The following is a 13,911-nucleotide window of genomic DNA, read 5'->3' as shown; positions in this document are numbered from 1 at the left end:
GCCGTCACCTGGGCTCCGGATCGCGTCAGGCCGTGGTCGTGGTGAGCGCCGTGACCGTGGTGGCGATCGCGGCGGGCAGGGACTCCAGGCGGTGGAGCGGGGCGTCCAGCGGGGTGAGGTCGTCCGACCAGGGGGCGGCCTCGCGGATCAGGGCGCGGGCCTCGTTCTTGGTGAGGGCCGAGCCCTGGGCGCGGGCGAGCGCGATGAGCGCCTCGCGCCAGGTGTTGGCCAGTTTGGCGTGGCCGTTGTCCAGGATGCGGCGCAGCACCGCGGGGACGTCGCCGTCCGGCTGCGGCAGGCGTACGGCGTCGAGGCCGCCGGGGCCGGGCCGGACCTCGTAGACGGTGGCGAGCACGGCGGGGAGTGGCGGCAGGCCGGCGCCGGTGACGTGGACGCGCGGGGCGCGGGTGGCCAGCAGCAGCCGGGGGAGGGCGGCCTCCAGGCCGGGCGGTACGGCGATCGCGACCCGCTCGGGCGCCGCCGCGTACGGCTTGGCGAGCCACGTGGAGAGCTTGACCCGGGGCTGCGGCAGGCCCTTGGGCCATTCGCCGACGAGGAGGTCGGGCTCGAGACCCGTGGCGACGGCGGCCGGAGCCGCCTCTCCGGGCGCGGACTCGACGGACTGCGGGCCCTGGGTGTAGATGGCGGTGGTGAGGCGGCTCAGCCGGGAGGCCACGGCCGGGCGGGTCTTGGTGGTGGGGCGCAGGAGGTAGAGATCGGCGGCCGAGCCGATGGCCTCCGCACCGAAATAGCGGTTGAAGTCGGGATAGATCGCCTCGTAGGCGAGGTTGAGCTCCGCCAGCGCCTGCTGCACCTTGTACGCCAGCATCGGCGTGCGCTCGCTCGCCCCGTACGCCACCAGCACCCGGCCGTCGTCCTTCAGCCCCTCCACGGCGCGGGCCGCGAACAGGCCGATGCCCTCCGGTGTGTACGGCGGATCGGTGAACGCCAGGTCGTGCCCGTGCGCGGAGGCGGGCAGGCCGAGCCGCAGGTCGGCCCAGCGGGTGCGGACCCCGAGGTCCTGGGCGTCGATGTAGGCCAGGATGCGCTCGTCCACGTCCACGACCGTGACGTCGGTCTCGGGATGGACCAGCTTGACCGCCAGCGAGGTGAGGTCGTGGTCGCCGACGCACAGCAGGCGGGCGCCCGGCAGCCAGAACCGCGCCCCGAGCAGGAGCGCGCGCCGCAGCGCCGTCTCCGGCGTGGCCGAGACGTGGTCCAGCGTGTGGCGGGCGCGCGGGGCGTCCGCGACGAGGCGGGTCAGCCGGTCGAGGACGCCCGCGTAGTGGGGGACGAGGTGGCCCACAGGGTCCTCGGGCGGCGGCGCGACGGCGAGGAGGTCCTGGTAGGCGGGGGTGTGGGAGAGCGGCACGCGGAAGGCGTCGGCGCCCTGCCGCCGTTCGAGAGGCAGCTCGCGCAGCAGGGTCTCGATCGTGCGGCGGGACGTGGCGGTGGCCCTGACCAGGTCGGCGAGCGTCCACCACTGGCCGTCGCAGAGCAGCGCCAGAGCGTGCCGGAGACGCCGGCTGTCGGCGCCCGCCGCGTCGAGCAGGCGCTCGACCCCGTCCCGCTCGTCGCCCCTGTCGCTCCGCACCCCGTCCTCCCGCATGGGCCAACCCTATCGAGGGCCCGCCCCCGTCCGGTCTGGTGCAGGAACGGGACCGAAGTCACAGGAGGGGCCAGAGGGGCGCGCCCCGGCGCGGGGGCTGTGGGGGCGGATATCGCTTCTTGTTCCGCAAAAACCACCCATGATCGGGAATTTTGCGCCACATGCCCGAACTTTGGGATGATGAGTTCGGATGTGAGGAATGCCCGAATGTTCGCAATGCGGACGCGGCGGGCACCATTCCGACATGGTGCGGTAACCTCTACGCACGATATGCAGCAGGGCCAACGTCGTCCCCGCCTGTGAATGAAGTTCCAGACAGCGATGACGACGGGAGGGACTACATGCCTGCTGCCCACCTCGGGTTCCCCGAGCCCCAGGGCCTCTACCACCCCGCCAACGAGCACGACGCCTGCGGTGTCGCCATGGTCGCCGACGTCGCGGGACGCCGGGGACACGGGATCGTGGTCAAGGCTCTGACGGCACTGTGCAATCTCGACCATCGGGGAGCCAAGGGTAGCGAGCCCGACACCGGCGACGGCGCCGGCATCCTCACGCAGATCCCCGATGCGTTCTTCCGGGCCGTGGTGCCGTTCACCCTGCCCGCCGCCGGCGCGTACGCCGCCGGCATGGCCTTCCTGCCGGCCGACGAGGAGGCCCGCGGCGTCGCCGTACGGCTGATCGAGGAGATCGCGGGGGAGGAGGGCCTGACCGTCCTCGGCTGGCGTGAGACGCCGGTCGAGCGCACGCTCCCCGGCCCGAGCGCCCGCGCGGTCATGCCGCACTTCGCCCAGCTGTTCGTCGCGAGCCCCGAGGGCCGCGAGGGGCTGGAGCTGGACCGGCTGGCGTTCTGCCTGCGCAAGCGGGCCGAGCACGAGGCGGACGTCTACTTCCCCTCGCTGTCGGCGCGCACGATCGTCTACAAGGGGATGCTCACCCCCGACCAGGTCGAGCCGTTCTTCCCCGACCTGTCCGACGAGCGCTACGAGAGCGCGATCGCCCTGGTGCACTCGCGTTTCTCCACCAACACGTTCCCGAGCTGGCCGCTCGCCCACCCCTACCGCTACGTCGCGCACAACGGCGAGATCAACACGGTCAAGGGCAACCGCAACTGGATGCGCGCCCGCGAGGCGATGCTGGCCTCCCCGCACATCCCGGGCGACATCTCCCGCCTTTTCCCGATCTGCGACCCCGACGGCAGCGACACCGCGAGCTTCGACGAGGCGCTGGAGCTGCTCCACCTCGGCGGGCGCAGCCTGCCGCACGCGGTCCTCATGATGATCCCGGAGGCGTGGGAGAACCACACCGAGATGGACCCGGCCCGCCGGGCCTTCTACGAGTTCCACTCCTCGATGATGGAGGCCTGGGACGGCCCCGCCTCGATCACCTTCACCGACGGCACCCTCGCCGGCGCCGTGCTCGACCGCAACGGCCTGCGCCCCGGACGCTTCTGGGTGACCGCGGACGGCCTGGTCGTGCTGGCCTCCGAGGCCGGCGTGCTCGACATCAGGCCCGAGGACGTCGTACGCAAGGGCCGCCTGCAGCCCGGCCGGATGTTCCTCATCGACACCGCCCGCGGCAAGATCATCGAGGACGACGAGATCAAGGCCGAGCTGGCCGCCGAGCTCCCCTACGCCGACTGGCTGCACGCCGGCCTGGTCCGCTTCGAGGAGCTGCCGTCCCGCGAGCGTGAGACCATCACCCACGAGGCGCTGGTCAAGCGGCAGCAGACCTTCGGCTACACCGAGGAGGAGCTGCGCATCATCCTCGCGCCGATGGCGAAGGCGGGCCAGGAGCCGATCGGCTCCATGGGCACCGACACGCCGGTGGCCGTCCTGAGCGAGAAGCCGCGGCTGCTGTTCGACTACTTCACGCAGCTGTTCGCCCAGGTCACCAACCCGCCGCTGGACGCCATCCGCGAGGAGCTGGTCACCTCGCTGGCCAGCACCATCGGCCCCGAGGGCAACCTGCTCGACCCGGGCCCGGCCTCGTGCCGGCAGCTCGTGCTGCCGTACCCGGTGATCGACAACGACGAGCTCGCCAAGATCATCCACATCAACGACGAGCACGACCTGCCCGGCTTCCAGCCGCGCGTCATCAGCGGCCTGTACGAGGTCGCCGGCGGCGGGCAGGCCCTGCTGCACCGGTTGGAGGAGATCCGGGCCGAGGCGTCCCAGGCGATCGCCGACGGCGCGCGCATCCTCGTGCTGACCGACCGCGGCTCGTCCGACACCCTCGCCCCGATCCCGTCGCTGCTGCTGACCGGCGCGGTGCACCACCACCTGATCCAGGAGAAGACCCGCACCAAGATCGGCCTGGTCGTGGAGACCGGCGAGGCCCGCGAGTGCCACCACATGGCGCTGCTCATCGGCTACGGCGCGGGCGCGATCAACCCCTACCTCGCGATCGAGACCGTCGAGGACCTCGTCGACACCGGCGTCCTGCCGCTCGACAAGCGCAAGGCCGTACGCAACCTCATCAAGGCCTACGGCAAGGGCGTCATCAAGGTCATGTCCAAGATGGGCGTGTCCACGGTGGCCTCCTACACCGGCGCGCAGATCTTCGAGGCGCTCGGCCTGAGCCAGGAGGTCATCGACTCCTGCTTCACCGGCACCACCTCGCGCCTCGGCGGCGTCGGCTTCGACGTGCTGGCCGAGGAGGTCGCGCAGCGGCACCGCCACGCCTACCCGCGGGCCGAGAACGCCCACCGCAGGCTCCAGGTCGGCGGCGAGTACCAGTGGCGGCGCGAGGGCGAGCCCCACCTGTTCAACCCCGAGACGGTCTTCAAGCTGCAGCACGCCACCAGGACGCGGCGCTACGAGATCTTCAAGGAGTACACGAACCTCGTGGACTCCCAGGCCGAGCGGCTGATGACGCTGCGCGGCCTGTTCAAGCTGCGCAAGGGCCGGCCGATCCCGATCGAGGAGGTCGAGCCGGTCTCGGAGATCGTCAAGCGCTTCTCCACCGGCGCGATGTCGTACGGCTCCATCTCCATGGAGGCGCACGAGACCCTCGCCATCGCCATGAACCAGCTGGGCGGCAAGTCCAACACCGGCGAGGGCGGCGAGGACCCCGAGCGGCTCTACGACCCGGCCCGCCGTTCGGCGATCAAGCAGGTGGCCTCCGGCCGCTTCGGCGTCACCAGCGAATACCTGGTCAACGCCGACGACCTGCAGATCAAGATGGCCCAGGGCGCCAAGCCCGGCGAGGGCGGCCAGCTCCCCGGCCACAAGGTCTACCCGTGGATCGCCAAGACCCGGCACTCCACGCCCGGCGTCGGCCTCATCTCGCCGCCGCCGCACCACGACATCTACTCGATCGAGGACCTCGCCCAGCTCATCCACGACCTGAAGAACTCCAACCCGGAGGCGCGGGTCCACGTGAAGCTGGTGGCCGAGGTCGGCGTCGGCACGGTGGCGGCGGGCGTGTCCAAGGCGCACGCCGACGTGGTGCTCATCTCCGGCCACGACGGCGGCACCGGCGCGTCCCCGCTGACGTCGCTGAAGCACGCCGGCGCGCCGTGGGAGCTCGGCCTCGCCGAGACCCAGCAGACGCTGCTGCTCAACGACCTGCGCGACCGCATCGTGGTCCAGGTCGACGGCCAGCTCAAGACCGGCCGCGACGTCGTCATCGCCGCGCTGCTCGGCGCCGAGGAGTACGGCTTCGCCACCGCGCCCCTCGTGGTCAGCGGCTGCGTCATGATGCGGGTCTGCCACCTCGACACCTGTCCCGTGGGCGTCGCCACGCAGAACCCCGAGCTGCGCAAGCGCTTCACCGGCAAGCCGGAGTTCGTGGTCAACTTCTTCGAGTTCATCGCCGAGGAGATCCGCGAATACCTGGCCGAGCTGGGCTTCCGCTCGCTGGACGAGGCGATCGGGCACGTCGAGCTGCTCGACACCACGGCCGCCGAGGAGCACTGGAAGGCGAGCGGCCTGGACCTGTCGCCGATCCTGCACCGGCCGGAGCTGCCCGCGGGCACGCCGCTGCGCCGGGTCACCGTCCAGGACCACGGGCTGGCGCACACGCTGGACAACACCCTGATCCAGCTCGCCGAGGGCGCGCTGGAGCACGGCACCCCGGTCACGCTGGAGCTGCCCATCCGCAACGTCAACCGCACGGTCGGCACCATGCTCGGCTACCAGGTCACCAAGCGCTACGGCGGCCAGGGCCTGCCCGACAACACGATCGACATCGGCTTCACCGGCTCGGCGGGCAACTCCTTCGGGGCCTTCGTGCCGCGCGGGATCACGCTACGGCTGACCGGCGACGCCAACGACTACCTCGGCAAGGGCCTGTCCGGCGGCCGGATCACCCTCCGGCCGCACGAGGAGGCCCCGCTGGACGGCGACATCATCGCCGGCAACGTCGCGCTCTACGGGGCCACGTCCGGTGAGGTGTTCATCCGCGGCGTCGTCGGCGAGCGGTTCTGCGTGCGCAACTCCGGCGCCACGGCCGTCGTCGAGGGCGTGGGCGACCACGGCTGCGAGTACATGACCGGCGGCCGGGCCGTCGTGCTCGGCCCGACCGGGCGCAACTTCGCGGCCGGCATGTCGGGCGGCATCGCCTACCTGCTGGACCTCAAGCAGGAGCGAATCAACCGCGAGATGGTCGCGGTCGAGGAGCTGTCCGCGGGGGACGCCGAGTTCCTCAAGGAGGTCGTCGAGAAGCACTTCGCGGAGACCGGCTCGCCGGTGGCCAAGGAGCTGCTGGCCGACTGGGAGGCGGCGCTCGGCAGGTTCGGCAAGATCATGCCGACCGACTACAAGCGGGTCCTGGCCGCCGCCGAGGCCGCCCGCATCGAAGGCAGGAACGTCGACGAGGCGGTCATGGCCGCCGCGGTTCAGGGTTAAGGGAGGCGTACCGAATGGCTGACCCGAAGGGTTTCCTCACGCACGACCGGGAGCTGCCGGCGCGCCGCCCCGTGGACGTCCGCATCAGCGACTGGCGCGAGGTCTACGAGGACTTCTCCCAGGAGAAGCTGACCAGGCAGGCGTCCCGCTGCATGGACTGCGGCATCCCGTTCTGCCACAACGGCTGCCCGCTCGGCAACCTCATCCCCGAGTGGAACGACCTCGTCTACCGCACCGACTGGCGCGAGGCCATCGAGCGGCTGCACGCCACCAACAACTTCCCCGAGTTCACCGGCAGGCTCTGCCCGGCTCCGTGCGAGGCGGCGTGCGTGCTCGGCATCAACGCGGACCCGGTGGCGATCAAGCGGGTCGAGGTCGAGATCATCGACCGGGCGTTCGCCGAGGGCTGGGTCACCCCGCAGCCCCCGGCGGCGCGGACCGGCAAGCGGGTCGCGGTCGTCGGCTCCGGGCCCGCGGGCCTCGCCGCCGCCCAGCAGCTCACCAGGGCTGGGCACGACGTGGTGGTGTTCGAGCGCGCCGACCGCGTCGGCGGCCTGCTGCGCTACGGCATCCCCGAGTTCAAGATGGAGAAGCGCCACATCGAGCGCCGTCTGGAGCAGATGCGGGCCGAGGGCACCGAGTTCCGCACCGGCGTGAACGTCGGCGTGGACATCACCGCGGCCGAGCTGCGCGAGCAGTTCGACGCCGTGGTGCTGTCCGGCGGCGCCACCCAGTGGCGCGACCTGCCGGTGCCCGGGCGCGAGCTCAAGGGCGTCTACCAGGCGATGGAGTACCTCCCGCTGTCCAACAAGGTCCAGGAGGGCGACTACCCGGTCTCGCCCGTCTCGGCCGAGGGCAAGCACGTGGTGGTGATCGGCGGCGGCGACACCGGCGCCGACTGCATCGGCACCGCGATCAGGCAGGGCGCGGCGTCGGTCACCCAGCTGGAGATCATGCCGGTCCCGCCCCGGGAGCGGCCGGCCGGCCAGCCGTGGCCCACCTTCCCGATCCTGTTCAAGATGGAGAGCGCCCACGAGGAGCTCGCCGACCGCGGCGGGGAGCGCGTGTACGCGGTCTCCACCACGGAGTTCCTCGGCGACGCCGACGGCAACGTGCGGGCGCTGCGCCTGGTCGAGGTCGAGGGGCCGCAGGCCGGTTTCAAGCCGATCCCCGGCACGGAGCGGGAGATCCCGGCCGAGCTGGTCACGCTGTCCATGGGCTTCCTCGGGCCGGAGAAGGGCGCGCTGCTGACCGACCTGGCCGAGGTCGCCGGCGGTGACGACTTCTTCGACCGGCGGGGCAACGTCGCCCGCGACAAGACGTACATGTCCAAGGTGGACGGCGTCTTCGTGGCCGGCGACATGGGCCGCGGGCAGTCGCTCATCGTGTGGGCGATCGCCGAGGGCCGCGCCGCGGCCTCCGGCGTCGACCGTTACCTGAGCGGGGAGACGGCGCTGCCGTACCCGATCCTGCCGACCGCGCGGCCGCTGGTCTGACCGCGGTTCCGCCTTCTCGTGGAGCGGGTTCCCTCCGGGGAGCCCGCTCCGTCGTGTGTAGCCCTAATTTGGCTAGTTGGTGGCATCGACGGTTGACTGTCGGAAAGATGAGCATTCTTCGAGATGTGGGGGGAACGATGCGGCGAGTCGCCTCCGGGGTGACGGCACTGGCCCTCCTCGGGCTCGCCGCCTGCGCTCCCGGCACCCCCGCCGAGCAGCGCCCCCAGCGCCCCCAGACCTCCCAGACGCAGGCCAGCGGCCCGCGGGCCGACTACCTGGTGTTCTACGCCGAAGGCCGGCAGCGGCAGGCCCTGGACGCCGTCACGCACGCCGGCGGCGCCAAGGTGAGCGAGGACGCCAGGCTCGGCTACATCCTGGCCACGGGCGGCCGTGACGGCTTCGCCGAGGCCGTGGGCGGCGACGCCGCCGTCGTCGGCGTCTCCCAGGACCGCAGCATCGGCCACGCCACCGCCGAGCCCGTCCGCTCGTTCCCCGACGCGGGCGTGCTCAAGGCCGGGCGCGCGGCGGGCGAGCCGCTCGCCGGCCGCCAGTGGGACATGCGCATGATCGGCGCCGACCGCGCCAACGCCAAGAACCCCGGCAGCAAGGACGTGCTGGTCGCCGTCATCGACACCGGCATCGACGGCAAGCACCCCGACATCGCCCCCAACTTCGACCGCGCGCTCAGCCGCAACTTCGTCACCGACCGGCCCAAGGACGAGAACGGCGAGACCCTCGACGGCCCGTGCGAGGCGGCCGGCTGCAAGGACCCGGTGGACCAGGACGACGACGGCCACGGCACCCACGTGGCCAGCACCATCGCCTCCCCGATCAACGGCATCGGCATCGCCGGCGTCGCGCCCGGCGTGCGGCTGGTCAACGTACGGGCCGGCCAGGACTCCGGCTTCTTCTTCCTCAAGCCGAGCCTCGACGCGCTCGCCTACGCCGGCGACATCGGCGTGGACGTGGCCAACCTCAGCTACTACGTCGACCCCTGGCTGTTCAACTGCGCCCGCAACCCGGCCGACAGCCGCAAGGAGCAGCTGGAGCAGCAGGCCATCGTCACCGGCATGCAGCGCGCCATCGACTACGCCCGCAAGAAGGGCGTCACCATCGTCTCGGCGCTCGGCAACGGCTCCACCGACCTCGGACGTCCCACGGTCGACGACAAGAGCCCCGGCTACCCGGAGGGCAGCGCGAAGGCCCGCAAGGTCGACAACACCTGCCTCAACGTGCCCGCCGAGTCCGACGGCGTCGTCTCCGTCTCCGCGCTCGGCCCGTCCGGGCGCAAGGCCGTCTACAGCGACTACGGCGTCGAGCAGACCGACGTGGCCGCGCCGGGCGGCGACGCCACGGACGGCAAGGGCGCCAAGGCCACCCGCTCCATCCTGGCCGCCGCCCCCGAGCACGTGCTGCGCGCCGCCGGCCGCATCGGCGCCGACGGCGCGCCCAAGGGCGCCGACGTCGTACGCGACTGCACCCGCGGCGCCTGCTCCTACTACCAGTATCTCGACGGCACCTCGATGGCCGCCCCGCACGCGACCGGCGTCGCCGCCCTGCTCGTCAGCCGCTTCGGCAAGCCCGCGCCCGGCGGCGGACTGACGCTCGACCCGGCCACCGTCGAGAAGCTGCTCTACGCGAGCGCCGACCCCAAACCCTGCCCGACGCCCCGCCAGCACGTCTACCAGATCTACGGCCAGACCCAGACGCACGTCTGCGAGGGCGACACGGCCGACAACGGCTTCTACGGCCACGGCCTGGTGGACGCCTGGAAGGCCGTCACCTTCACGCCGTGATGCGCGGCGCGGGGTGCCGCCTCCCGGCCCCGTCGGCCACTAGATTGAAGGCGTCGTTCAACCGGAGCGGCACACGAACTTGACGCTTTCCAGGCTCGCCGTTCGCGTGCTGTTCTCCTCCGCGGGCTACGTTCTCCGTCGTCGGTGACTGCCAAGTGGTCTGTACCAATTAAGGTAGGACTCGTGACTCGTCGCGCGAAAATCGTCTGCACCCTAGGTCCGGCCACCTCCTCCGAGGAGCGTCTCCGTGAGCTCATCGCCGCGGGGATGGACGTGGCCCGGTTCAACCTCAGCCACGGAAACCACGATCTGCACCGGGAGGTCTACGACCGGGTGAGGCGGGTGGCGGCCGACCTCGGCCGCGGTGTAGGCGTGCTCGCCGACCTGCAGGGCCCCAAGATCCGCGTCGGCACGTTCGAGGAGGGCCCGGTCCGGCTCGGCTTCGGCGACGTCTTCGCCATCACCACCGAGGACGTCCCCGGCGACCGCGAGCAGGTCTCCACCACCTACAAGGGCCTGCCGAAGGACGTGCGTCCCGGCGACACGATCCTCGTCGACGACGGCCGGCTCGTGCTGGAGGCGACCAGGGTCGACGGCGACCGGATCATCACCCGCGTCGTCATCGGCGGCATGATCTCCGACAACAAGGGCCTCAACCTGCCCGGCGTCAACGTCAGCGCGCCCGCGCTCACCGACAAGGACGAATCCGACCTGCGCTGGGCGCTGCGCACCGGCTTCGACATGATCGCCCTGTCGTTCGTGCGCCGCCCGTCCGACGCCGACGTGGTGCGCAACATCATGGAGCAGGAGGCCGTGCGCCTGCCGCTGCTCGCCAAGATCGAGAAGCCGCAGGCCGTCGACCGGCTGCCCGAGATCGTCGAGGCGTTCGACGGCATCATGGTCGCCCGCGGCGACCTCGGCGTGGAGCTGCCGCTGGAGCAGGTGCCGATCGTGCAGCGGCGCATCATCGAGCTGTGCCGCGAGAAGGCCCGCCCGGTCATCGTCGCCACGCAGATGCTCGACTCCATGATGAACGCGCCCCGCCCGACCAGGGCCGAGGCCTCCGACGTGGCCTACGCCGTCATGGACGGCGCCGACGCGGTCATGCTGTCCGGCGAGACGTCGGTCGGCAACTACCCGATCGAGTCCGTCTCCACGATGGACCGCATCGCCTGCGCCGCCGAGAAGTCGTCCCTGCACGCCACCCACACGCTGGAGCGCATGCCCGAGACCACGGGCGGCGCCATCGCGCGGGCCGCGGCCGAGGTCGGCGCGATCGTGGGCGCCAAGGCGCTGGTCGCGTTCACCATGTCCGGCGAGACCGCGCGGCGGCTGGCCCGCTACCGCTCGCCGATCCCGCTGCTCGCCTTCACCTCGGCGCCGCACGTGCGCGGCCAGCTCTCGCTGACCTGGGGGGTGGAGACCTTCCAGGTGCCGTTCGTGCACCACACCGACGACATGGTGCGGCAGGTGGAGGCGTCGCTGCTGTCGCTGGGGCGGCTGGAGAAGGGCGACAAGGTGGTCATCGTGGCCGGTTCGCCTCCCGGCACCCCCGGCTCCACCAACGCCCTGCGCGTCCACACCATCGGCTCGGCGGTCTCGCACGCCAACTGACCTCTGACGGCGCGGCCCCGGCCCCGCGACAGCGCGAGCCGGGGCGCCGTCGGCGCTCAGTTGGCGTGCAGGGCGGCGTTGAGCTCGATGCCGGTGCCCGTGCGCGGCACCGCCTCGACCGCCCCCGTACGCGAGTTGCGGCGCAGCAGGATGCCGTCGGCGCCCGACAGCTCGGCCGCCTTGACGACCTTCCCGTCCGGGAGGGCGACCTTGGTGCCCGCCGTCACGTAGAGGCCGGCCTCGACCACGCAGTCGTCGCCGAGCGAGATGCCGATGCCGGCGTTCGCGCCCAGCAGGCAGCGCTCGCCGACGGAGATGACGTGCTTGCCGCCGCCCGACAGCGTGCCCATGATCGAGGCGCCGCCGCCGACGTCGGAGCCGTCGCCGACGACGACGCCGGCCGAGATCCGGCCCTCGACCATCGACGAGCCCAGGGTGCCGGCGTTGTAGTTGACGAAGCCCTCGTGCATGACCGTGGTGCCGCTCGCCAGGTGGGCGCCGAGCCGGACGCGGTCGGCGTCGGCGACCCGCACCCCGGACGGCAGCACGTAGTCGACCATGCGGGGGAACTTGTCCACCCCGTACACCGTGACCGGGCCACGGGCGCGCAGCCGCAGCCGGGTCCGCTCGAAGTCCGGCACCGGGCACGGGCCGTAGTTGGTCCACACCACGTTGGCCAGGAGGCCGAAGACGCCGTCCAGGTTGGCCCCGTGCGGCCGGATCAGGCGGCAGGACAGCAGGTGCAGGCGCAGGTAGACGTCGTGGGCGTCGACCGGGGCCTCGGAGAGCTTGGCGATGCCCGTGCGCACCGCCACCACCTCCACGCCGCGCGCCGGGTCGGGGCCCGTCAGCGAGGCCAGTTCGCCGGCCTCGTCGTCGGACAGCCGCTCGGTGCTCGAGAACGGCGCCTCGCCCAGCGCGGGGGAGGGGAACCAGGTGTCGAGTACGGTGCCGTCGGCGGCGATGGTCGCGAGGCCGACGCCGTGGGCGCCGGTCGAGGTGGGATCGATAGCAGTCACAGGGCCAAAAATACCGGTTGGGGAGGCTGCGGGGCGGAGCCGCCTCAGGCGAGCGCCCCCAGGTCGGCCGCGAGCCAGCGCTCGGGCCGCATCCGGAACGTCACCAGCGCGTGCAGGTCGGAGCCGTGCACGTAGCCCGTCACGGCCTCGGGCGGCAGGTAGCGGGCCGAGATGCGGGTCAGGTCCTCCAGCGTGGACGGGCTCGACAGCACGATCGGGCCCTCGACGGAGACGTAGCGGTAGGTGGGGCTGCCGCGCTGCACCAGGAGGGAGAAGCGGCCCGCCTTGGCGATGAGCTTGGCCTTGACCGACTCGCCGTCGGTCAGGAAGCGGACGTCGCCCCCGGGGACGTAGTCGTACCAGACGGGCACCGTCAGCGGCGCCCGGCCCTCGCCCGCCTCGACGGCCAGGCTCGCGATGTGCGCCTCCGCCAGGAACTCCTCCCGTGCCGCCACGCTCAACGACATGTCGCCCACCCCCGTGCTGATCGTTCGTGCAACGGCTATTCCCGCGGCGCGCCGCCGTGAATCAGGGGCAGGCGTGAATCAAGGTGGGTCAGGAGGAGGAGTGGTGCCCGGGGGTGAGGGGCTGGCCCGGGGAGGGTGCCGGAAGCGGGATTCGAACCCGCACGCCCTTTCGAGCAGACGCTTTTGAGGCGTCCATGTCTGCCATTCCATCATTCCGGCCGAAAAATCCGGACTTGTCCGGATCGACGGTACATCCTACCGCCACAAGTTGATCAGCAGCAGGGGTGCCAGCGTGGATCTAATCTACCGGACGTCGGTACTCTTCTGCTCGTGAGTACGAAGCGGCGAGTAGTGATCGCGGAAGACGAGGCCCTGATCCGCCTCGACCTCAAGGAGATGCTCCAGGAGGACGGCTACGTCGTCGTGGGCGAGGCCGGCGACGGCGAGCAGGCGATCCGGCTGGCCGCCGAGCTGAAACCCGACCTGGTGATCCTCGACGTCAAGATGCCGGTGCTCGACGGCATCTCCGCGGCCGAGCGCATCGTCTCCGAGCGCATCGCGCCGTGCCTGATCCTGACCGCCTTCTCCCAGCGCGACCTGGTCGAGCGGGCCCGCGACGCGGGCGCGATGGCCTACCTGGTCAAGCCCTTCACCAAGGCCGACCTGGTGCCGGCCATCGAGATGGCGGTCAGCAGGCACGAGGAGATGGTGGCGCTGAGCGCCGAGGTCTCCAGCCTGTCCGAGCGCCTGGAGACCAGGAAGCTGGTGGAGCGGGCCAAGGGCCAGCTCATGGCGCAGCACGGCTGGACCGAGCCGCAGGCGTTCCGGTGGATCCAGAAGGCGTCGATGGACCGGCGGCTGAGCATGCGCGAGGTCGCCCAGATCGTCATCGACGACGCCGAGAAGCGCTGAGCGGCGGAGCCCGCGAGTCACGCCCGGCAGGAGCCGGGGAGGAACCCCCGGCTTCCGGCTGTCCCCGCCCGCCACGTTTCGGACATCACAACTCTGTATAAAAGCCGCGTTAAAACTGCGCGAAGCGCCCAATCCGGGCATGCTGAGCTTG

General features: G+C 71.6%; 8 protein-coding genes and 1 tRNA gene. 5 read left to right on the top strand and 4 right to left on the bottom strand.

All coding sequences use genetic code 11. The features are described from left to right. Positions 1–25 precede the first annotated feature (25 nt). Entirely contained in the window at positions 26–1,609 is a 1,584-nt protein-coding gene (locus tag ACBR40_RS24040) for a bis-aminopropyl spermidine synthase family protein (RefSeq protein WP_371250202.1), read from the bottom strand. Between the two features lie 341 nt (positions 1,610–1,950). Here ACBR40_RS24040 and gltB point away from each other — a divergent pair, with 341 nt between their 5' ends. The 4 genes from gltB (at position 1,951) to pyk (ending at position 11,362) form a co-directional block, all read left to right on the top strand. Continuing rightward, the gene (gene gltB, locus ACBR40_RS24035; RefSeq protein WP_371250200.1) at positions 1,951–6,456 is read left to right on the top strand and encodes a glutamate synthase large subunit; all 4,506 of its coding nucleotides are present in this window, start codon (positions 1,951–1,953) and stop codon (positions 6,454–6,456) included. Between the two features lie 14 nt (positions 6,457–6,470). Beyond that, a complete protein-coding gene (locus tag ACBR40_RS24030) occupies positions 6,471–7,952 on the top strand; it encodes a glutamate synthase subunit beta (protein ID WP_344214993.1) in 1,482 nt (493 codons plus the stop codon). A gap of 137 nt (positions 7,953–8,089) precedes the next feature. Further along, complete coding sequence (locus ACBR40_RS24025; protein WP_371250198.1) at positions 8,090–9,748, top strand: S8 family serine peptidase; 1,659 nt, start codon at positions 8,090–8,092, stop codon at positions 9,746–9,748. A 183-nt stretch (positions 9,749–9,931) separates the two neighbouring features. Then, entirely contained in the window at positions 9,932–11,362 is a 1,431-nt protein-coding gene (gene pyk / locus ACBR40_RS24020) for a pyruvate kinase (protein ID WP_344214997.1), read from the top strand. A gap of 56 nt (positions 11,363–11,418) precedes the next feature. Here pyk and dapD read toward each other — a convergent pair whose 3' ends face one another. The 3 genes from dapD to ACBR40_RS24005 all read right to left on the bottom strand — a co-directional run bounded on the left by dapD (position 11,419) and on the right by ACBR40_RS24005 (position 13,067). Continuing rightward, on the bottom strand, positions 11,419–12,381 hold the full coding sequence (gene dapD, locus ACBR40_RS24015) for a 2,3,4,5-tetrahydropyridine-2,6-dicarboxylate N-succinyltransferase (RefSeq protein ID WP_371250195.1): 963 nt from the start codon (positions 12,379–12,381) through the stop codon (positions 11,419–11,421). A 44-nt stretch (positions 12,382–12,425) separates the two neighbouring features. Then, positions 12,426–12,848 carry a pyridoxamine 5'-phosphate oxidase family protein gene (locus ACBR40_RS24010; RefSeq protein ID WP_329580257.1) on the bottom strand — a complete coding sequence of 141 codons (423 nt, stop codon included), beginning with the start codon at positions 12,846–12,848 and terminating at the stop codon, positions 12,426–12,428. A gap of 136 nt (positions 12,849–12,984) precedes the next feature. Beyond that, positions 12,985–13,067, bottom strand: a tRNA-Leu gene (locus tag ACBR40_RS24005). Positions 13,068–13,178: 111 nt separating this feature from the next. Between ACBR40_RS24005 and ACBR40_RS24000 the strand changes: the two genes are divergently transcribed. Beyond that, positions 13,179–13,760 carry an ANTAR domain-containing response regulator gene (locus ACBR40_RS24000; RefSeq protein ID WP_371250193.1) on the top strand — a complete coding sequence of 194 codons (582 nt, stop codon included), beginning with the start codon at positions 13,179–13,181 and terminating at the stop codon, positions 13,758–13,760. Positions 13,761–13,911: the final 151 nt, after the last annotated feature.

The sequence above is a fragment of the Nonomuraea sp. AD125B genome (genome assembly GCF_041402765.1).
In the GTDB taxonomy this organism is placed as follows: Bacteria; Actinomycetota; Actinomycetes; order Streptosporangiales; family Streptosporangiaceae; genus Nonomuraea; species Nonomuraea bangladeshensis.
The sequence above is the reverse complement of the archived record's forward strand: the minus strand, read 5'-3'. Positions and strand labels throughout refer to the sequence as shown.

Bases quoted from the DNA above. Each gene is read 5' to 3' on its own strand.
- ACBR40_RS24040 (WP_371250202.1), bottom strand. From the start codon at position 1,609: ATGCGGGAGGACGGGGTGCGGAGCGACAGGGGCGACGAGCGGGACGGG.
- gltB (WP_371250200.1), top strand. From the start codon at position 1,951: ATGCCTGCTGCCCACCTCGGGTTCCCCGAGCCCCAGGGCCTCTACCAC.
- ACBR40_RS24030 (WP_344214993.1), top strand. From the start codon at position 6,471: ATGGCTGACCCGAAGGGTTTCCTCACGCACGACCGGGAGCTGCCGGCG.
- ACBR40_RS24025 (WP_371250198.1), top strand. From the start codon at position 8,090: ATGCGGCGAGTCGCCTCCGGGGTGACGGCACTGGCCCTCCTCGGGCTC.
- ACBR40_RS24010 (WP_329580257.1), bottom strand. From the start codon at position 12,848: ATGTCGTTGAGCGTGGCGGCACGGGAGGAGTTCCTGGCGGAGGCGCAC.